Source organism: Hyphomonas sp., from assembly GCF_965284475.1.
Lineage (GTDB): Bacteria > Pseudomonadota > Alphaproteobacteria > Caulobacterales > Hyphomonadaceae > Hyphomonas.
The window spans coordinates 2,758,904-2,779,142 of sequence record NZ_OZ260087.1; the positions used below are offsets into that span (position 1 = coordinate 2,758,904).

At 59.4% G+C, this 20,239-nt stretch carries 16 protein-coding genes; 14 read left to right on the forward strand and 2 right to left on the reverse strand.

Going from position 1 to position 20,239, the window contains the following annotated elements:
* Nucleotides 1–37: 37 nt before the first annotated feature.
* From rpoB to tuf, 7 genes are all read left to right on the forward strand, one after another.
* On the forward strand, nucleotides 38–4,174 hold the full coding sequence (gene rpoB, locus ACQ66M_RS13310; protein WP_350171350.1) for a DNA-directed RNA polymerase subunit beta: 4,137 nt from the start codon (nucleotides 38–40) through the stop codon (nucleotides 4,172–4,174).
* Nucleotides 4,175–4,305: 131 nt separating this feature from the next.
* Nucleotides 4,306–8,532, forward strand: a complete 4,227-nt coding sequence (gene rpoC / locus ACQ66M_RS13315; RefSeq protein ID WP_430404459.1) for a DNA-directed RNA polymerase subunit beta' — start codon at nucleotides 4,306–4,308, stop codon at nucleotides 8,530–8,532.
* Between the two features lie 82 nt (nucleotides 8,533–8,614).
* Nucleotides 8,615–8,863, forward strand: coding sequence for a hypothetical protein (locus ACQ66M_RS13320; protein WP_430404460.1), 249 nt, complete (start codon nucleotides 8,615–8,617; stop codon nucleotides 8,861–8,863).
* Nucleotides 8,864–9,117: 254 nt separating this feature from the next.
* Complete coding sequence (gene rpsL / locus ACQ66M_RS13325) at nucleotides 9,118–9,489, forward strand: 30S ribosomal protein S12 (RefSeq protein WP_034740661.1); 372 nt, start codon at nucleotides 9,118–9,120, stop codon at nucleotides 9,487–9,489.
* A gap of 12 nt (nucleotides 9,490–9,501) precedes the next feature.
* Nucleotides 9,502–9,972, forward strand: a complete 471-nt coding sequence (rpsG, locus tag ACQ66M_RS13330; protein ID WP_034740664.1) for a 30S ribosomal protein S7 — start codon at nucleotides 9,502–9,504, stop codon at nucleotides 9,970–9,972.
* 89 nt (nucleotides 9,973–10,061) lie between these two features.
* Nucleotides 10,062–12,185, forward strand: coding sequence for an elongation factor G (fusA, locus tag ACQ66M_RS13335; protein ID WP_350171347.1), 2,124 nt, complete (start codon nucleotides 10,062–10,064; stop codon nucleotides 12,183–12,185).
* Nucleotides 12,186–12,238: 53 nt separating this feature from the next.
* Nucleotides 12,239–13,429 (forward strand): elongation factor Tu, encoded by a 1,191-nt coding sequence (gene tuf, locus ACQ66M_RS13340; RefSeq protein ID WP_430401255.1) that lies wholly within the window; start codon nucleotides 12,239–12,241, stop codon nucleotides 13,427–13,429.
* Nucleotides 13,430–13,566: 137 nt separating this feature from the next.
* Here the strand turns inward: tuf and ACQ66M_RS13345 are convergent, their stop codons facing one another.
* Complete coding sequence (locus tag ACQ66M_RS13345) at nucleotides 13,567–15,024, reverse strand: MFS transporter (protein ID WP_350171390.1); 1,458 nt, start codon at nucleotides 15,022–15,024, stop codon at nucleotides 13,567–13,569.
* A 73-nt stretch (nucleotides 15,025–15,097) separates the two neighbouring features.
* Nucleotides 15,098–15,592, reverse strand: coding sequence for a winged helix-turn-helix transcriptional regulator (locus ACQ66M_RS13350; protein WP_430404462.1), 495 nt, complete (start codon nucleotides 15,590–15,592; stop codon nucleotides 15,098–15,100).
* Between the two features lie 100 nt (nucleotides 15,593–15,692).
* Between ACQ66M_RS13350 and ACQ66M_RS13355 the strand changes: the two genes are divergently transcribed.
* The 7 genes from ACQ66M_RS13355 to rplB all read left to right on the forward strand — a co-directional run bounded on the left by ACQ66M_RS13355 (nucleotide 15,693) and on the right by rplB (nucleotide 20,232).
* On the forward strand, nucleotides 15,693–16,427 hold the full coding sequence (locus ACQ66M_RS13355) for an SDR family oxidoreductase (RefSeq protein WP_430404464.1): 735 nt from the start codon (nucleotides 15,693–15,695) through the stop codon (nucleotides 16,425–16,427).
* Between the two features lie 11 nt (nucleotides 16,428–16,438).
* The gene (locus tag ACQ66M_RS13360; RefSeq protein ID WP_350171393.1) at nucleotides 16,439–17,047 is read left to right on the forward strand and encodes a 2-hydroxychromene-2-carboxylate isomerase; all 609 of its coding nucleotides are present in this window, start codon (nucleotides 16,439–16,441) and stop codon (nucleotides 17,045–17,047) included.
* 292 nt (nucleotides 17,048–17,339) lie between these two features.
* Entirely contained in the window at nucleotides 17,340–17,660 is a 321-nt protein-coding gene (gene rpsJ / locus ACQ66M_RS13365) for a 30S ribosomal protein S10 (RefSeq protein ID WP_034738419.1), read from the forward strand.
* Nucleotides 17,660–18,421 carry a 50S ribosomal protein L3 gene (rplC, locus tag ACQ66M_RS13370; protein ID WP_350171394.1) on the forward strand — a complete coding sequence of 254 codons (762 nt, stop codon included), beginning with the start codon at nucleotides 17,660–17,662 and terminating at the stop codon, nucleotides 18,419–18,421. The genes rpsJ and rplC overlap by 1 nt, the downstream gene beginning before the upstream one ends.
* Nucleotides 18,421–19,083 (forward strand): 50S ribosomal protein L4, encoded by a 663-nt coding sequence (gene rplD / locus ACQ66M_RS13375; RefSeq protein ID WP_350171395.1) that lies wholly within the window; start codon nucleotides 18,421–18,423, stop codon nucleotides 19,081–19,083. The genes rplC and rplD overlap by 1 nt, the downstream gene beginning before the upstream one ends.
* A gap of 2 nt (nucleotides 19,084–19,085) precedes the next feature.
* The gene (locus ACQ66M_RS13380) at nucleotides 19,086–19,385 is read left to right on the forward strand and encodes a 50S ribosomal protein L23 (protein ID WP_350171396.1); all 300 of its coding nucleotides are present in this window, start codon (nucleotides 19,086–19,088) and stop codon (nucleotides 19,383–19,385) included.
* A gap of 16 nt (nucleotides 19,386–19,401) precedes the next feature.
* Nucleotides 19,402–20,232 (forward strand): 50S ribosomal protein L2, encoded by an 831-nt coding sequence (rplB, locus tag ACQ66M_RS13385; RefSeq protein ID WP_350171397.1) that lies wholly within the window; start codon nucleotides 19,402–19,404, stop codon nucleotides 20,230–20,232.
* The last annotated feature ends 7 nt before the right edge of the window (nucleotides 20,233–20,239 follow it).

A 20,239-nucleotide genomic window follows, 5' to 3' on the forward strand; every position in this document is an offset into this window, starting at 1 on the left:
GCCATGTGGCCCGGACAGACAAAATTGGGAACCTGGGATGGCACTCTCCTTCACGGAAAAGAAACGTATCCGCAAGTCCTTCGGGCGCATTCCCGAAGCCATCGAAATGCCGAACCTGATCGAGGTTCAACGCGATTCTTACGAGAGCTTCCTTCAGATGCACACGCCGCGCGAGAAGCGCACGGACGATGGGCTCGGAGGCGTTTTTAAGTCGGTATTCCCGATTACTGATTTTTCCGAGCGCGCGACGCTCGAGTATGTAAACTATGAGTTCGAAACGCCGAAGTTCGACGTTGAAGAGTGCATGCAGCGCGACCTGACCTATCAGGCTCCGCTCAAGGTGCGCCTCCAGCTCGTCGTGTTCGATATTGACGAAGATACCGGCGCCCGTTCCGTCAAGGAAGTCAAAGAGCAGGAATGCTACCTGGGCGACATTCCGCTGATGACTGACAAGGGTACGTTCGTCGTGAACGGCACCGAGCGTGTGATCGTATCCCAGATGCACCGTTCGCCGGGCGTGTTCTTTGATCACGACAAGGGCAAGACCCACACGTCGGGCAAGCTGTTGTTCGCCGCCCGCATTATCCCTTACCGCGGCTCGTGGTTAGATTTCGAGTTCGACGCGAAAGACATCCTGAACATCCGTATCGACCGCAAGCGCAAGCTGCCGGCGACCACGATGCTCTACGCGCTAGGCTATGATACCGAGCAGATCCTCGACCTGTTCTATACGCACTCCATCTATCGCATGGAGAAGAATGGCTGGATTACCGGTTTCCGTTCGGAAGCCTGGAAAGGCCTCAAGCCGGAATTCGACCTGATCGACGCGAAGTCGAAGAAGGCCGTGGCCGAGGCGGGCAAGAAGATCACTGCACTGAAAGCCAAGCGCATCGCTGAAGCCGGCACGGACGAGATCCTCGTGCCGTCCGAAGCCCTGGTCGGCAAGTTCCTGGCACGCGATGTCGTGAACATGGAAACCGGCGAAATCTTCGGTGAAGCCGGCGACATGCTGGAAGAGGAAATCATCGCCGAGATGCGCGACTATGGCATCAAGACGATCGAAGTTCTCGACATTGATGCGTCCGGACGTGGCCCCTGGCTGCGCAACACGCTGAAGGCCGACAAGAACGAAACGCGTTTCGAGGCCCTGTCGGACATCTACCGCGTCATGCGCCCGGGCGAGCCGCCAACGCAGGAAGCCGCTGACGCTCTGTTCGGCCAGCTCTTCTTCGATCCTGAGCGCTATGATCTCTCGGCCGTTGGCCGGGTGAAGATGAACATGCGCCTCAGCGTGGCCGTCAAAGGCTATGAATCCGCTGCCGACGACATGCGCGTGCTGCGCAATGACGACATCATTGGCGTCATGAAGGTCATCCTCGACCTGAAGGACGGTAAAGGCGACGTCGACGACATCGACAACCTTGGCAACCGCCGTGTCCGTTCGGTCGGTGAGCTGATGGAAAACAATTATCGCATCGGTCTCGTGCGCATGGAGCGCGCGATCAAGGAACGCATGGGCTCGGTCGATATCGACACGGTCATGCCGCACGACCTGATCAATGCGAAGCCGGTTGTGGCTTCGGTGCGTGAATTCTTCGGCTCCTCGCAGCTGTCGCAGTTCATGGACCAGACTAACCCGCTGTCGGAGATTACCCACAAGCGCCGCCTTTCGGCCCTTGGTCCGGGCGGCCTGACACGCGAGCGCGCCGGCTTCGAAGTGCGCGACGTGCACCCGACCCACTATGGCCGGATCTGCCCGATCGAGACGCCGGAAGGCCCGAACATCGGTCTGATCAACTCGCTCGCCACGCATGCGCGCATCAACAAGTACGGTTTCATCGAGAGCCCATACCGCAAGGTTGTGAACGGCAAGCAGACAGCCGAGGTCGTCTATCTGTCGGCCATGGAAGAGTCGATCTATTCGATCGCCCAGGCCAATGCGTCGGTGAACGACAAGGGCGAGCTGCAGAACGAATTCGTCAACGCACGTGTCGCTGGTGAAGCGACCATGGTTTCGAAAGACGATATCCAGTACATGGACGTCTCGCCGAAACAGGTTGTGTCGGTGGCGGCCTCGCTCATTCCGTTCCTCGAAAATGACGACGCCAACCGCGCCCTGATGGGCTCAAACATGCAACGTCAGGCCGTGCCCCTGGTTCAGTCCGAGGCGCCATTCGTGGGCACCGGCATGGAAGCCATTGTTGCGCGTGACAGCCGCGCCGCGATCATCGCCCGCCGGGCCGGTGTCGTGGAGCAGGTCGATGCGCTTCGCATCGTGGTGCGTGCAACGGAAGACCTTGAAGGTTCGAAGTCGGGCGTAGACATCTATCGTCTCGCCAAGTTCCGCCGGTCGAACCAGAACAGCTGCATCAACCAGCGCCCGATCGTCAAAGTGGGCGATACGGTCTCGAAGAATGACATCATCGCAGACGGCCCGTCGACTGACCTGGGTGAACTGGCGCTCGGCCGGAACGTGCTCGTCGCGTTCATGCCGTGGAATGGTTACAACTTCGAGGACTCGATCCTGATCTCCGAACGTATCGTGAAGGATGACGTGTTCACGTCGATCCACATCGAAGAGTTCGAAATCGCCGCGCGTGATACGAAGCTCGGCCCTGAAGAGATTACCCGCGACATTCCGAACGTCGGCGAGGAAGCCCTGCGCAACCTCGACGAAGCCGGTATCGTGGCTGTCGGCGCCGAAGTGAAGGCGGGCGACATCCTCGTCGGCAAGGTTACGCCAAAGGGCGAAAGCCCGATGACGCCGGAAGAAAAACTCCTCCGCGCCATCTTCGGTGAAAAGGCGTCTGACGTTCGCGATACTTCGCTGCGTGTGCCGCCAGGCGACGCCGGCACCGTTGTGGATGTCCGCATCTTCAACCGCCACGGCATCGACAAGGACCAGCGCGCCCTTCAGATCGAACGGGAGCAAATCGAACAGCTGCAGGAAGACAAGGAAGACGAACAGTCGATCCTCGAGCGTAACACCTACGCGCGGCTTGCGGAGCTGCTGACGGGCAAGGAAGCCGTCGCGGGGCCGAAAGGCTTCAAGGCGGGCCGCATTGCGGCGGCAGCGCTCGAAGAACTGAGCGAGAGCCAGTGGTGGGATATCGCGCTGAAGTCCGAGAAGGCGCAGGCCGAACTCGACGCCCTGCGCGCCCAGTTCGACGGCTCCATCCATGAACTTGAAGCCCGCTTCAATGACAAGGTGGACAAGGTCCAGCGCGGCGACGACCTGCCTCCGGGCGTGATGAAAGTCGTGAAGGTCTTCCTCGCTGTGAAGCGCAAGCTTCAGCCGGGTGACAAGATGGCTGGCCGTCACGGCAACAAGGGTGTGATTTCGAAAATTAACCCGAGCGAAGACATGCCGTTCCTTGAAGACGGTACGCCGGTCGATATCGTTCTGAACCCGCTGGGCGTGCCATCGCGCATGAACGTCGGGCAGATCCTCGAAACACACACCGGCTGGGCCTGCCGCGGTCTCGGCCGCATCATCGACCAGGCGCTGGAGGAGTTCCACCAGAAGCACGACATGAAAGCGCTGCGGAAGGCGCTGACAACGGCCTATGGCAAGGAACAGGAAATGCCGGAAACCGATGACGAGATCATCGAACTTGCCGGTAACCTGCGCAATGGTGTGCCGATTGCGACGCCGGTCTTTGACGGCGCGCGGGAGAGCGACATAAACGATCTTCTGGAGCGTGCCGGTCTCGACACGTCGGGTCAGGTCAAGATGTTTGACGGACGCACCGGTGTTCAGTTCTCGCGGCCTGTTACCGTGGGCTACAAGTACCTGCTCAAACTGCACCACCTTGTGGACGAGAAAATCCACGCGCGTTCGACCGGGCCCTACTCGCTCGTTACCCAGCAGCCGCTGGGCGGCAAGGCGCAGTTCGGCGGCCAGCGCTTCGGTGAGATGGAAGTGTGGGCACTGGAAGCCTATGGCGCCGCGTACACGTTGCAGGAAATGCTGACCGTCAAGTCGGATGACACGGCGGGGCGTGCGAAGATTTACGAATCCATCGTGCGCGGCGACGACTCGTTCGAAGCCGGTATTCCTGAGAGCTTCAACGTGCTGATCAAGGAAATGCGCTCGCTCGGCCTCAATGTGGAGCTGATCGAAGAAGACAATGGCGAGATCGAGGACGAAGAGTCCACAGTCCCAGCCGAGTAGATAGTACGCGAAATACGGGGCGCCCCGCGAAACGAGAATCGTTTTGCCGGGGCGTCACGGTCGACACGAAATTTCACGAGGGCAGGGGCCCATGGCCCCGACAACATCGCCCACCCAAGGAGCAGACACCCATGCGCCAGGACGTCGCCAGCATTTTCAACCCGAATACTCCCGCCCCGACTTTCGAGGCGATCCGCATTTCGATCGCGAGCCCGGAAAAGATCCGTTCGTGGTCATCCGGCGAGATCAAGAAACCCGAGACCATCAACTACCGGACTTTCAAGCCGGAGCGCGATGGCCTCTTTTGTGCACGTATCTTTGGCCCCGTGAAGGACTATGAGTGCCTTTGCGGCAAGTACAAGCGCATCAAGTATCGCGGCATTGTCTGTGAGAAGTGTGGTGTCGAAGTGACTCTGGCGCGCGTCCGGCGCGAGCGCATGGGCCATATCGATCTTGCGGCCCCGGTTGCGCACATCTGGTTCCTGAAGTCGCTTCCTTCCCGGATTTCGACACTTGTCGACATGGCGCTGAAAGACGTGGAGCGGGTGCTCTATTTCGAAAGCTATGTGGTCATCGAGCCCGGCCTGACCGAGCTTGAGCCCAAGCAGCTTCTGACAGAAGAAGAATACATGGATGCGCAGGACCGTCTGGGTGAAGACGCGTTCACGGCCATGATCGGCGCGGAAGCCATCCGTGAAATCCTGCGCAATCTCGATCTGCCAACGCTGGCTGATACGCTGCGCGACGACTTGCGCGATTCCACGTCTGAACTGAAAACCAAGAAGGCGTCAAAGCGCCTGAAGGTTGTTGAATCCTTCCTTCAGTCGCGTGCCAAGCCCGAGTGGATGATCCTTACGGTCGTGCCGGTTATCCCGCCGGATCTGCGCCCGCTTGTGCCGCTGGATGGCGGCCGGTTTGCGACATCGGATCTCAACGATCTCTATCGCCGCGTCATCAACCGGAACAATCGCCTGAAGCGCCTGATGGAACTTCGTGCACCCGACATCATCATCCGCAACGAAAAGCGGATGCTGCAGGAATCGGTCGACGCCCTGTTCGACAACGGCCGTCGTGGCCGGACGATCACGGGCACCAACAAGCGTCCGCTGAAGTCGATCTCCGACATGCTGAAGGGAAAGCAGGGCCGATTCCGCCAGAACCTTCTGGGCAAGCGGGTCGACTATTCCGGCCGTTCGGTCATCGTGGTGGGGCCGAACCTGAAACTGCACGAGTGCGGTCTTCCCAAGAAGATGGCCCTCGAACTGTTCAAGCCGTTCATCTATGCGCGTCTCGACGCGAAAGGCCTGGCAGGGACGGTCAAGGCGGCCAAGAAACTGGTTGAGAAAGAAAAGCCGGAAGTGTGGGACATCCTTGATGAGGTGATCCGCGAGCACCCGATCCTGCTCAACCGTGCGCCGACGCTGCACCGCCTTGGTATCCAAGCCTTCGAACCGAAACTGATTGAAGGCAAGGCGATCCAGCTTCACCCGCTCGTCTGCGCCGCGTTCAACGCAGACTTCGATGGCGACCAGATGGCTGTCCACGTGCCGCTGAGCCTTGAAGCCCAGCTGGAATGCCGTGTACTGATGATGTCGACCAACAACATCCTCTCGCCCGCCAACGGCAAGCCAATCATCGTGCCGTCACAGGACATCATCCTGGGTCTCTACTACCTGTCGCTGGATCGGGCTGAAGAAGTCGGCAATGGCATGATCTTTTCCGACCTTGCTGAAATGGAGCAGGCGCTCGACAATGGCTTCGTCTCGCTACACTCGAAAGTGAAAGCGATGTATGAAGGCGTTGATGACGAGGGCAGCCCATGGCGCCGGGTCATCGAAACCACACCTGGTCGCTACATGGTGGCGAACATCCTGCCGCGCATGAAGGGCATCCAGCCCGACATGGTCAACACGACGCTGACCAAGAAGGCGATCGGCAAGATCATCGACGAAGTCTATCGTCTGTGCGGCCAGAAGGCGACGGTGATCTTCTGTGACAAGATGATGGAACTAGGCTTCAAGGAAGCGGCCAAGGCCGGCATCTCGTTTGGCAAGGATGACATGGTCATTCCGGCCGCCAAGAAGCGGCTTGTTGAGGCCACGAAGGAGCAGGTGTCCGAATACGAACGCCAGTATGCTGACGGCCTCATCACCCGCGGCGAAAAATACAACAAGGTCGTGGACGCATGGTCAACCTGCACCGACAAGGTTGCCGACGCCATGATGGATTCGGCTGCTGAAGCCCAGGTTGCCAAAGGCGACCGGAAGGCACAGGTCAACTCGATCTACATGATGGCCGATTCTGGTGCGCGCGGCTCGAAGAACCAGATGAAGCAGCTGGCCGGTATGCGCGGCCTGATGGCCAAGCCGTCGGGCGAGATCATCGAAACGCCGATCATCTCGAACTTCAAGGAAGGCCTGACCGTTCTTGAATACTTCAACTCGACCCACGGCGCACGTAAAGGCCTCGCCGATACCGCCCTGAAAACCGCCAACTCCGGTTACCTGACCCGTCGTCTTGTCGATGTCGCCCAGGACTGCATCATCAACGAAGATGATTGCGGTACGGAAAAAGGCATCGATATCAGTGCCGTCATGGAAGGCGCAGACGTGGTCGTTTCGATTGCCGAGCGTCTGCTCGGTCGTGTCACGGCTGAAGACGTCAAGGGTGCCGACGGCGCGCTTGTCGCGCCTGCCAACACCTATGTTGACGAAGACCTTGCCGAGTTGATTGAGCAGTCGGGCGTTGATGTGGTCAAGGCGCGCTCGGCCCTGACATGCGAAGCGCGCAACGGCATCTGTGTCCAGTGTTACGGACGCGATCTGGCGCGTGGCACCGTGGTCAACCGCGGCGAAGCGGTTGGCGTCATCGCAGCCCAGTCGATTGGTGAGCCGGGTACCCAGCTGACCATGCGTACATTCCACATTGGTGGCGCAGCGCAGGTGGCAGACCAATCATCCGTCGAAGCGAGCTTCGAAGGCACCGTGCGGTTTACCGATGCGGAATTCGTGACGCGCAAGGACAAGAGCATTGTGGTCGTCGGCCGGCGTATGCAGGTCGAGATCGTCGATGCCGATGGCCGTACCCGTCAGTCGTTCCGCCCTGCCTATGGAACGCGGCCCATGGTCAAGGATAAGGCAAAGGTCACGCCGGGCATGTTACTGGCTGACTGGGATCCGTTTGCCCAGCCAATCGTTTCGGAAGTAGCCGGCGAGGCCAAACTGGTCGACGTGATCGACGGAGTCTCGGCGCGCGAAGAGACCGACGAAGCCACCGGCATCTCGTCGCGTGTGGTGATCGACTGGCGTTCGGCTTCGAAGTCGGCAGACATCAAGCCGTCCGTTCAGGTCGTCGACAAGAACGGCAAGCCCGTGAAACTGCCGAACGGCTCCGACGCAGTCTACCTTCTGTCAGTCGGCGCCATCCTTTCTGTGGCCGATGGTGACAAGATCGAAGCTGGCGATACACTTGCGCGTGTTGCGACCGGTGGTGCGAAAACACGGGACATCACGGGCGGTCTGCCGCGCGTGGCTGAACTGTTCGAAGCGCGCCGTCCGAAGGACCATGCCATCATCGCAGAAGTCGATGGCAAGGTACTCTACGGTCGTGACTACAAGAACAAGCGCCGCGTCTCGATCGTTCCGATTGAGGAAGGCCGCGACCAGATCGATTACCTCGTTCCCAAGGGCAAGCACCTTGCCGTTCAGGATGGTGACTTCATCAAGCGTGGTGAATACCTGATGGACGGTAACCCGGCGCCGCAGGACATCCTGTCGACACTCGGCGTTGAAGCGCTGGCTAACTACCTCATCGACGAAGTGCAGAAAGTCTATCGCCTGCAGGGCGTGCCGATCAACGACAAGCATATCGAAGTGATCGTTCGCCAGATGCTCCAGAAGGTCGAAATCGTCGATGGTGGCGATACGCCATTCATCGTGGGCGAGCACATTGACCTGATCGACTTTGAAGATGCGAACGAAACCGTCCGCAAATCGCGCAAGAAAGACCAGCGCGAAGCGACGGCGAATCCGCTCCTTCTCGGCATCACCAAGGCGTCGCTCCAGACGCGCAGCTTCATCTCGGCTGCATCGTTCCAGGAGACGACACGCGTGCTCACCGAGGCGGCCATTCAGGGCAAGATCGATACGCTGGACGGACTCAAGGAGAACGTCATTGTTGGACGGTTGATCCCGGCTGGTACCGGCGGTGGTATCCGTCAGTTCCGCCGTGTAGCTGCCGAGCGCGACAACAAGCTCAAGGCAAAACGTGCCGCCGCCATGGCGAAGGCGCAGGAAGAGGCGGCAAACCTGGCCATGGCCGCGCTGCCGGCACCGGCTGCGGAGCCTGCCGACGAATAGTCCGGCCCGGATTGGACTTGAACCAGAAGAGAAAGCCTGCCAGCCTTGGCAGGCTTTCTTGTTTTGACGCATGGAGTCTAAGATGGCGCGAAATGACCTGATCGGCGCTGTTTGTGCATTCGTGGCTATCGGCCTGATCGCTTGGTTATCGATGGAAAGCTGGGTAATTGCCGATTGCCGGAACGTGCTGCGATCCGCTGACTTCGCCCGGACCGCGGAGCTTGAAGCGCCAGTTCCTGCTGAGCTTCTGGAATTTCGAAGTCGGCTGGAAGCAGGCACAGCGGGCCCAGAGGCAGCGTCCTGCGTTTCCAGGATCGGTTTGCCGTTCTAGCGGTGACCCGAAGGCCCAAAGATTGCTGCGGCTGAGCGGCAAGCGACCCTTGACGCAAGCGCCTGAGAGGCTTACACGCCACAAATCGTCAGAGAGGTGCTTGGGTTTTACTCAATCACCGCACCGGATCAGGAGTGAGCCGGCCAATCTGGCCCCCAAGTTTTCAGCCGTCCCGGAAGCTGTTTGCAGCATTCGGGACATCATTTCGTTATCGGCCCATCGGGCCATGAGTTCAGAAGAGACAGAAGGCCCGAATGCCCACAATTCAACAGCTAATCCGCAATCCGCGTTCGCCAAAGCCGACGCGTACCAAGACCCCCGCTCTGAAGGCCTGTCCTCAGCGCCGTGGCGTTTGTACGCGCGTTTATACAACAACACCGAAGAAGCCGAACTCGGCGCTCCGCAAAGTGGCAAAAGTGCGTCTCACCTCCGGGTTCGAGTCGCTGTGCTACATTCCGGGCGAAGGCCATAACCTGCAGGAGCACTCCGTTGTGCTTATCCGCGGCGGCCGCGTGAAAGACCTTCCGGGCGTTCGTTACCACATCATTCGCGGCGCGCTGGACACCCAGCCCGTCAAGAACCGCAAACAGCGCCGTTCGCATTACGGCGCGAAGAAACCGAAATAAGAGGGCCGCTACATGTCTCGTCGTCACAGTGCAGAAAAGCGCCAGGTCCTCGCGGACCCGAAATTCAAGGACATCGTTGTCACGAAGTTCATGAACCAGATCATGCGCGATGGTAAAAAGTCGGTTGCAGAGCGCATCGTCTATGGTGCGTTCGATCTCGTCGAAACTCGCGCGAAGAAAAATCCGGTCGAGGTTTTTCACGCCGCGCTTGAGGCCGTCGCGCCATCCGTGGAAGTGCGTTCGCGCCGCGTTGGCGGTGCAACATACCAGGTGCCGGTCGAAGTTCGCACCGAGCGTCGCCAGGCGCTTGCCATCCGCTGGCTTTCAGCCGCGGCTGCAGGCCGGAACGAAAACACGATGCGTGAGCGTCTTGCAGGCGAGCTGATGGATGCGAGCCAGGGGCGTGGCAACGCCGTCAAGAAACGCGAAGACACCCACCGCATGGCCGACGCCAACAAGGCGTTCGCGCACTACCGCTGGTAATCACTCTGGAATTTTCAGGCAATTACGGGTAACGCGCCCGTCAGTTGCCGTATTTTCCTCCCGGAACGCAGACACGAAGGTTTACTCACATGGCCCGCGAATACACGCTGGAGCGCTATCGTAACTTTGGCATCATGGCTCACATTGATGCTGGCAAGACCACGACGACCGAGCGTATCCTCTACTACACCGGCAAGTCCCACAAGATCGGCGAAGTCCATGACGGCGCCGCGACCATGGACTGGATGGAGCAGGAGCAAGAGCGCGGCATCACGATCACGTCTGCTGCGACGACCACGTTCTGGGAACGCACCGAAGACGGCACGACTCCGCTGTCGGACAAGTACCGTTTCAACATCATCGACACGCCCGGGCACGTTGACTTCACGATTGAAGTTGAGCGCTCGCTGGCCGTTCTCGACGGCGCAGTCTGCGTTCTCGACGCAAACGCCGGTGTCGAGCCGCAAACGGAAACCGTTTGGCGCCAGGCTGACCGCTACAAGGTTCCACGCATCGTGTTCGTCAACAAAATGGACAAGATCGGCGCCGATTTCTACAATTGCGTTCGCATGATCAAGGACCGCACGGGCGCAACGCCTGCACCGATCCAGTTCCCGATCGGTTCGGAAACGGATCTGGCCGGCCACGTTGACCTTGTTACGATGCAGGAATGGGTTTGGGAAGGCGACGACCTCGGCGCTTCCTGGGTGCTCAAGCCGATCCGCGACAGCCTGAAAGAGCAGGCAGAGAAAATGCGTGCCGAGCTGGTCGAGCTTGCCGTTGAGCAAGACGATGATGCCATGGAAGCCTTCCTTGAAGGTAACGAACCCGACATCCCGACCCTGCGCAAACTGATCCGCAAGGGGACTCTTTCGATGTCCTTCGTGCCGGTTCTTTGTGGCTCCGCGTTCAAAAACAAGGGCGTGCAGCCCATGTTGAACGCCGTTATCGATTACCTGCCAGGCCCGCTCGACGTGCCGGCCTACATGGGCTTTACGCCAGGTGATGAGGAAGAAACCCGCAACATCGAGCGCCGCGCCGATGACAGCCAGCCATTCTCGGGACTCGCGTTCAAGATCATGAACGACCCTTACATGGGCACGCTGACTTTTACGCGCATCTATTCGGGTACGCTGTCGAAGGGCGACTCGTTCCTGAACTCGACCAAGGGCAAGCGTGAGCGCGTCGGCCGGATGGTCATGATGCACTCGAACAAGCAGGACGAGATCACCGAAGCCTTCGCAGGCGATATCGTTGCGCTCGCCGGTCTGAAAGAAACGACGACCGGTGACACGGTCTGTGATCCGAACAAGCCGGTCGTCCTTGAGACGATGAGCTTCCCGGATCCGGTGATTGAAATCGCGGTTGAGCCGAAGTCGAAGGCTGACCAGGAAAAAATGTCGGTCGGCCTGCAGCGCCTCGCTGCAGAAGACCCGTCTTTCCGCGTCGAGACAGATTTTGAATCCGGCCAGACGATCATGAAGGGCATGGGCGAGCTTCACCTCGACATCCTGATCGACCGCCTGAAGCGCGAGTTCAAGGTGGAGGCCAATATCGGTCAGCCGATGGTGGCCTATCGTGAGAAAATCGGCCGTGCAGCCGAGATCGACTACACACACAAGAAGCAATCCGGTGGTACCGGCCAGTTCGCGCGTATCAAACTGCAGTTTGAACCGCTTGAAGCCGGTTCAGGCTTCCAGTTCGAAAGCTCGATCGTCGGTGGCGCTGTTCCGAAGGAATACATCCCCGGTGTGGAAAAGGGCCTGAACATGGCCAAGGAAAACGGTCTTCTGGCTGGCTATCCTGTGACTGATTTCAAGGCCGTGCTGGTTGACGGTGCTTTCCACGACGTTGACTCCTCGGTCCTCGCTTTTGAAATTGCCGCCCGCGGCGCATTCCGCGAACTGAAGGGCAAGGGCGACCCGCGCCTGATGGAACCGATCATGAAGGTGGAAGTTGTCACCCCGGAAGACTATATGGGCGATGTGATTGGCGACCTTAACTCCCGGCGCGGACAGATCCAGGGCTCGGAACCACGCGGCAACGCGGTGGCGATCAATGCCTTCGTTCCGCTGGTCAACATGTTCGGTTACGTTTCGAACCTTCGCGGCATGTCGCAAGGACGCGCTCAGTTCACGATGATCTTCGATCACTATGACGAAGTGCCGCGTGCCGAAGCGCAGAAAATCATCCAGGAAGTCGCAGGCTCCTGATCCATCCCGACCGGAGAACCGGTCTATTGAAGTTAGAATGAAGGAGAGGCCCGATGGGCAAGGCAAAGTTTGAACGCAACAAGCCGCACGTGAACATCGGCACGATTGGACACGTTGACCATGGCAAGACGACGCTGACGGCGGCGATTTCGATGACGCTTGCGGCGGCATCGGGTGGCGAAGCCAAATCGTATGCTGATATTGACTCTGCGCCGGAAGAGAAGGCGCGTGGCATCACGATCAACACGGCGCACGTTGAATACGAGACGGAGAACCGTCACTATGCGCATGTCGACTGCCCGGGCCACGCTGACTATGTGAAGAACATGATCACCGGTGCGGCCCAGATGGACGGCGCGATCCTGGTTGTGAACGCAGCTGACGGCCCGATGCCGCAGACGCGCGAGCACATCCTGCTGGCCAAGCAGGTTGGCGTGCCGGCCATGGTTGTCTTTCTGAACAAGGTTGACCAGGTTGATGATGCCGAGCTTCTGGAACTGGTCGAGATGGAAGTGCGTGAACTTCTGTCCTCGTACGACTTCCCTGGCGACGACATTCCGATCATCGCGGGTTCCGCGCTGGCGGCTGTCGAAGGCCGTGATGATGCGATCGGCAAGGACAAGGTGCTTGAGCTGATGCAGGCTGTGGATGACTATATCCCGACGCCAGAGCGTCCGCTGGACAAGCCGTTCCTGATGCCGGTCGAAGACGTGTTCTCGATTTCTGGCCGTGGCACGGTTGTGACCGGGCGTGTCGAGCAGGGCATCATCAAGGTGGGTGAGGAAATCGAGATTGTCGGCATCCGCCCGACGGTTAAGACGACCTGTACCGGCGTTGAAATGTTCCGCAAGCTGCTCGACCAGGGCCAGGCTGGCGACAATATTGGCGCGCTGCTTCGCGGTGTTGACCGTGAAGGCGTCGAGCGCGGCCAGGTTCTCTGCAAGCCAGGTTCGATCACGCCGCACACGACGTTCGAAGCCGAAGCCTACATCCTGACGAAGGAAGAGGGTGGCCGTCACACGCCATTCTTCACCAACTATCGTCCGCAGTTCTACTTCCGCACGACCGACGTGACGGGTGTTGTGACGCTGCCGGCCGACAAGGAAATGGTTCTGCCAGGCGATAACGTGAAAATGGATGTCGAGCTGATCCAGCCGATCGCCATGGACCAGGGCCTGCGCTTCGCCATCCGTGAAGGCGGCCGCACCGTCGGCGCCGGCGTCGTCTCGGCCATCAAGAAGTAAGCTGGAAACAGCAACCCAAAGACAAAGGCCGCTTCCAAAAGGAAGCGGCCTTTTTTGTCGCGGCAAGGCGGGCGGAATGCGCGCCTAATTTAAGCAGGGTAGAGATCCGTTGATACCCGTCAGATATGGCGTGTATTTCAGGCTGTATCGTTGGCGCTTGCCGCTTCAGCAAGCCTGCGCGCTGCGAGCTGCTGAAGATTGTCCTCATGGTCCCCACGATCGATGCGGTAGTAGCCGACAGCGATGATCATGCACGTCCACAAGAGAAGCAGTGTCGGCGCATAATACGCGCCCAGCCGCCACAATGTCTCCGGCGAGACCTGGTCCACGGTCGCGCCTTGCGGAAAAGAGACGATGGACAGGATGAGGCCGGCGGAAAAAGCACCGAGGCCCTGGGTCGCTTTGCGGGTGAAGGTCACTGCAGCGAAAAATACACCTTCTGACCGACGGCCGGTCCGGAGCTCACTCTGCTCCACAAGGTCTGCGATCATCGAATATAGAACCGCCTGCAGCGCGATAATCAGGGCGACATCAATCGTGTTGATCGTCGCAACTATGGGATAGAGCAGCGGGTGGCCATTCTCCGGCATGAGGCCGAAGAGACGCAGGATGACCGGGGCCGGGGCCATCGTGAACGCAACGACACCGAGCCAGATGACACCTCGCTTCTTGCCGAACCGTTTCACGATCATGGGCGCAACCAGCAGGCCGATCAGCGCCGAAATGAAAACCAGCAGGGTCCAGAGGAAAATCTGCGAGCCGGAGAAGCCCCAGAAATAGGTCAACATGAGGAAGGCGAGCGCAGCGGAGAGGCCCGACGCCACCGCGCCGAACAGCGTGGCGACAAACAAGGCGAAGAAGGACCGGTCACCCAGCGTTTCGAACACTTCCCTGAAGATCGTGCCCAGACCGATCTTCCGCTTCGGAGGTGGCGGGTGGAAATGTCTTATCTGTGAATGCGTACCCAGCGCGGATATCATGATGGCGAGGAAGATCAGGATCGACGAGATGATGCCATAGGTCGCGTAGCCGTCGCGGTTGAGTGTGCCGACCGGGTACTTTTCGGTTGCGACCAGCAGCACACCGAACATCAGCACACTCATGAGGTTGCCACCGGTCCAGCCAAAATAGAGCCGCCACGCCTGCAGCTTTGTGCGCTCGTCATAGTCCTGCGACAGCTCGGGCATCAGGGAGGAGCTGGGTGTTTCGTAGAATGTGATGAATGTGCGGATCAGAATGGCCAGCAACAGCAAGTACCAGAACATCTGGCCGTCGCTCAGTTCGGGCGGATTCCAGAGCAGGAAATAGCTGATCGATACGGGAATGGCCGCAGCATACATGAAGGGGTGCCGACGCCCCCATCGTGACCGCCAATTGTCGGAAAGGTAGCCCACAACCGGGTCGCTGACCGCGTCCACAAGGAGGGCGATGAAGATGGCGAGGCCGACAAGGCCAGGCTCAACCCCCACAACCGTGCCGTAGAAGATAAGCAGGAAATAGCCGAACCCTGCTTCCTTTACGCCATACGCGACCGAGCCAAAGCCATAGGCGATCCGGGTTAGCAGGGTCGTGCGGTGCGGCGGTGCGGCTTCCATCGTGTGGGCAGTTTAACCTGCCCGGAAAGGGAGTCACCCTGAATCGGACGGGGTTGTCCCGGCGTAAATCTAATTATTTTTGCGATTGTCTGGTCGCTTCGGCGAGACGCCGCTGGGTGGCAAGGCTGGCGCCAGGGCCAGGTTCGGTAAGGATGTCTGCGCGCGAAAGTGTTGCGCCATCGCTACCTGTGGGAGCCATGGGTCGCAGCGGCAGGCCAGTTGCCTTCTCCACCAGAAGCACCGGTTCATTCCCGGGACCATAGACGTGCGCATTGCCCCATTGGTGGAGTGCGAGGAGGATAGGGTAGAGGGATTCGCCCTTGTCAGTGAGGATATAGGCATAGCGAGTGCCGTTCGCGCCGACATCCTCGCGCCTGAGGATTCCCTCTTCAAGCAGCCGGTCCAGCCGCTCGCTCAGCACATTCCGGGCGATGCCGGTATTGCGCATGATTTCGCTGAAACGGGTTGCGCCATAGAAGGCCTCGCGGACGATCAGCCAGGTCCAGTTGTCACCAAAAATATTGAGGACTCCCGCGATCGGGCAGGTGTGCGTGTGCCGCTTGGCCATGTCAGGTCTCCCATCGGCGAACGAATAATTTGGTTGCGTTTCCGTACCATTACGATATTGGTAGTTTTTTGCAACCAATTTGCGCAGTGAGGGAAACGCCATGGCCGCCAAGCAAGCCTGCCTCGTGATCGGTGCCGGGGATGATACAGGCGGGGCCATCGGTCGGGCCTTCGCGTGGGAGGGTATGGTGTCATGCCTGGTGCGTCGGCCAACACATGCCGATGCGCTGGAAGTGCTGGCGCAAAGTATTCGGGATGAAGGGAACGAGGCGGTGGCCCTTCCAACGGATGCGCGCGACGAGGATGCTATGGTTGCGCTGATCGACAAGATCGAATCGGAGATCGCGCCGATTGAGGTCGCCGTGTTCAATATTGGCGCCAACGTCCAGTTCCCGATCACGGAAACCACGGCGCGCGTGTATCGCAAAGTGTGGGAGATGGCCTGCTTCGCCGGATTCCTGATGGGGCGCGAAGTCGCCAAGCGCATGCTGGAGCGCGGTCACGGGACAATCATCTTCACGGGCGCAACAGCGAGCACGCGCGGACGGGAGCGTCTGGCCGCCTTCGCGGGTGCCAAGCACGCGCTCAGGGCCTTGGCCCAATCGATGGCCCGGGAGCTTGGCCCGCACAATATCCACGTCGCGCACACGATTATCGATGGCGCGATCGATTCCAATTTCATTCGCGACATGGTGCCGGATGTGGACGCGAAGCGCGATGCCGATGCGATCCTCAACCCGGACCATATCGCCCAGAATTATGTGATGCTGCACAGGCAGCCACGCACCGCCTGGACGCATGAACTGGACCTGCGCCCGTGGAAGGAAACCTGGTAGGAGAGTCACCCATGACAAAGTCCATCGACTTCATATTCGATTTCGGCAGTCCCAATGCCTATCTCGCGCACCAGCTGATGTCGGGCATTGCCGCTCGAACGGGCGCCACTGTGAACTACATTCCCTGCCTGCTGGGGGGTATATTCAAGGCAACCGGCAATCAGGCCCCCATGATCGCCTTCGGAAACGTGAAGGGAAAGCTGGCCTATGAGCAGCTGGAAATGGCACGCTTCATAAAGCAGCACAAAGCCGACCGGTACCGGTTCAATCCGCATTTTCCGGTCAATACGCTGATCCTGATGCGAGGAGCGGTCGCCGCACAGATGAACGGCCAGTTGGACGCCTATATTGAGGCGGGACTGAAGCATATGTGGGAAGATGGCCTGAAGATGGATGATCCTGACGTATTCGCTGCAGCAATGACGGAAGCCGGCTTCGATGGACCCGCCCTTCTGGCGCAAACGCAGGATCCGGCTGTCAAAGAGCGGCTGGTCGCGAATACAAATGCCGCCGTCGCGCGCGGCGCCTTCGGCATTCCGACCTTCTTTGTGGGCGATGAGATGTTCTTCGGCAAAGACCGGCTCGTGCAGGTCGAAGCAGAAGTGCTTTCGCAAACCTGAATGGGGCACGGTCGACCTGCGAACTCGCTGGTCTAAACACGCCTGTGCGCGGGGAGGATTTCCGCGCGTAGCGCGGCGGGCCAAACCGACGCAGCCATTGTCTGCAAATTCCCCGTTTCGCCTGTTGACGCCGGTGATTCCTTCCCATAGAAGCACCAATTCGCCGGGATGGCCGCGCTTAATTAGCGAACGCTCCCTCGAAACTGACAATTTAACCCCACCCAACCCGGGCGCTCGATGCTGACGAGCCATCGCCCTGGGCTTAAGTGTTTTGTGCGGACGGACGAGAACGATGGAACGACAAAATATCCGGATCAGGCTGAAAGCCTTCGATCACCGCGCCCTCGACATGTCGGCGAAAGAGATCGTGAACACAGCAAAGCGCACGGGCGCTGAAGTCAAGGGTCCGATCCCGCTTCCAACCCGTATCGAGCGTTTCACCGTGAACCGCTCTCCGCACGTTGATAAGAAATCGCGAGAGCAATTCGAGATCCGTACGCACAAGCGTATCCTCGACATCGTGGATCCGACCCCGCAAACGGTCGATGCCCTGATGAAGCTCGACCTGTCGTCTGGCGTCGGTATTGAAATCAAGCTTGAGGGAGCGCGCTAATGGCTCTTCCGGCTCCCCGTTCCGGCGTGCTGGCCCGCAAACTGGGCATGACACGCGTCTTTGATGAAGACGGCCGCCACATTCCCGTGACGGTTCTGTCGCTCGACGGCTGTCAGGTTGTTGGCGTGCGCACCGAAGACGAGCGCTCTGTCACGACCAAGAAGGGTGGCGAAGTCACCCGTACGGACGGCTACAAGGCTGTCATCCTTGGTGCTGGCGAAAAGAAAGCCAAGCGCACGAACAAGGCCCTGCGCGGCCAGTTCGCGAAAGCCGGCGTGGCGCCCAAGGCCAAGCTGAAGGAGTTCCGCGTCTCGGGCGATCTGCCTGAGGTCGGCGCTGAAGTTCTGGCTGACCACTTCGTGCCAGGCCAGAAGGTCGACGTAGCCAGCTACGCAATCGGCAAAGGCTTTGCCGGTGCGATGAAGCGCTGGAACTTTGGCGGCATGCGCGCCACCCACGGTGTGTCGATCTCTCACCGCGCCCATGGTTCGACCGGTATGAACCAGGATCCGGGCCGCGTGTTCAAGAACAAGAAAATGGCTGGCCACCTCGGTACCGACCGTATCACGACCCAGAACCTGACGGTTGTGCGCACAGATGTTGAGCGTGGCCTGATCCTCGTGAAGGGCGCTGTGTCCGGTCATGACGGTTCGTTCGTGGAAATCCGCGATGCCGTGAAGAAGGCCCTTCCGGCTGATGCGCCGAAGTCTGGCTCCTTCAAGTCGGCTAACGCTCCTGCCCAGACAGAGGGTGCTGAATAATGGAACTCGCAGTCAAAACCCTCGCTGGCAAAGCTGCCGGCAAGATTACGCTCGATGATGCGATCTTCGGGATTGAGGATATCCGCAAGGACCTCCTTCATCGTACGGTCCGCTGGCAACTCGCCAAGCGTCAGGCTGGCACGCACAAGACCCAGTCGCGGTCTGAAGTGTCCGTGACGACCAAGAAATTCATCCGCCAGAAGGGTTCGGGCGGCGCTCGCCACGGCTCGCGTAACGCCCCGATCTTTGTCGGTGGTGGTGTCGCTCACGGCCCGCGCGTCCGCAGCCATGCGCATGACCTTCCCAAGAAGGTTCGCAAGCTGGCGCTGGCCCATGCCCTGTCGTCGAAAATCGTTGCCGACTCGTTCATGGTGATTGATGCGGCGACGCTGAAAGAAGCCAAGACAAAAGACCTGGCGGCCCATTTCGCAGGTCTCGGCATCGAGAATGCCCTGATCATCTCGGGCATCACGGTTGACGAAAACTTCGCCAAGGCCGCGCGCAACATCCCGAACGTGGATGTGCTCCCGGTTGCCGGCCTGAACGTGTATGACATCCTGCGCCGCAAGACGCTGGTCATAACGAAAGAAGCTGCTGAAGGCATTCAGGCTCGCTTCGACGGCACGCTGGCTCAATCCGCAATCGCAGCAGAGGCTGAATAGTCATGGCTGATCCGAAGCAACATCACTACGACATCATCCGTCGTCCGATCATCACCGAGAAATCGACGCTGGTCGCTGAAGAGAACAAGATCGTCTTCGAGGTGTCCATGGACTCCGACAAGAAGTCGATCAAGGAGGCTGTTGAGGCCCTCTTCAAGGTTGAGGTCACCAAGGTCAACACGCTGCTCCAGAAGGGCAAGACAAAGCGTTTCAAGGGTCATCTCGGCCGTCGTAATGACGTCAAGAAGGCCATTGTCACGCTCGCCGAAGGCCAATCTGTCGACATTTCGACAGGCCTGTAGGGGAAGGACGTAGAAAATGGCACTCAAGACATTCAATCCAACTTCCCCAGGCCGTCGCCAGCTCGTGCTGGTTGATCGCTCGGACCTGCACAAGGGCAAGCCCGTAAAGGCGCTGACCGAAGGCCTGTCCAAGAAGGGTGGTCGCAACAACCGCGGTCGTATTACCGCCCGCCGTATCGGTGGTGGCGCCAAGAAGCTGTATCGCAAGGTCGACTTCAAGCGTAACCGCTGGGACATGCCAGCTGTTGTCGAACGCCTGGAGTATGACCCGAACCGCACGGCGTTCATCGCGCTGATCAAGTATGAAGACGGCCTGCTGTCCTACATCATCGCGCCACAGCGCCTTGAGGTCGGTGACACGGTCGTGACGTCCGCAACGGCTGACATCAAGCCGGGCAACACGTTGCCGCTGAAGAGCATTCCGGTCGGTACGATCATCCACAATATCGAGCTGAAGCCTCAAAAAGGCGCTCAGATGATCCGTTCAGCCGGTACATATGCCCAGCTGGTCGGTCGTGACGGTGGTTATGCGCAGATCAAGCTGACCTCTGGCGAGCTTCGCATGGTGCTCGACACCTGCCTTGCAACCATCGGCGCCGTTTCGAACCCGGACAACATGAACCAGGTCCTCTCCAAGGCCGGACGCAAGCGTCACATGGGCAAGCGCCCGTCTGTCCGCGGCGTCGTCATGAACCCGGTCGACCACCCGCACGGTGGTGGTGAAGGCAAGTCGTCCGGTGGTCGTCACCCAGTGACGCCATGGGGCAAGAAAACCCGCGGTCCGAAGACCCGTTCAAACAAAGCGACGGATCGCCTGATCATCCGCCGCCGTAACGCGAAACGCTAGAGGAGCC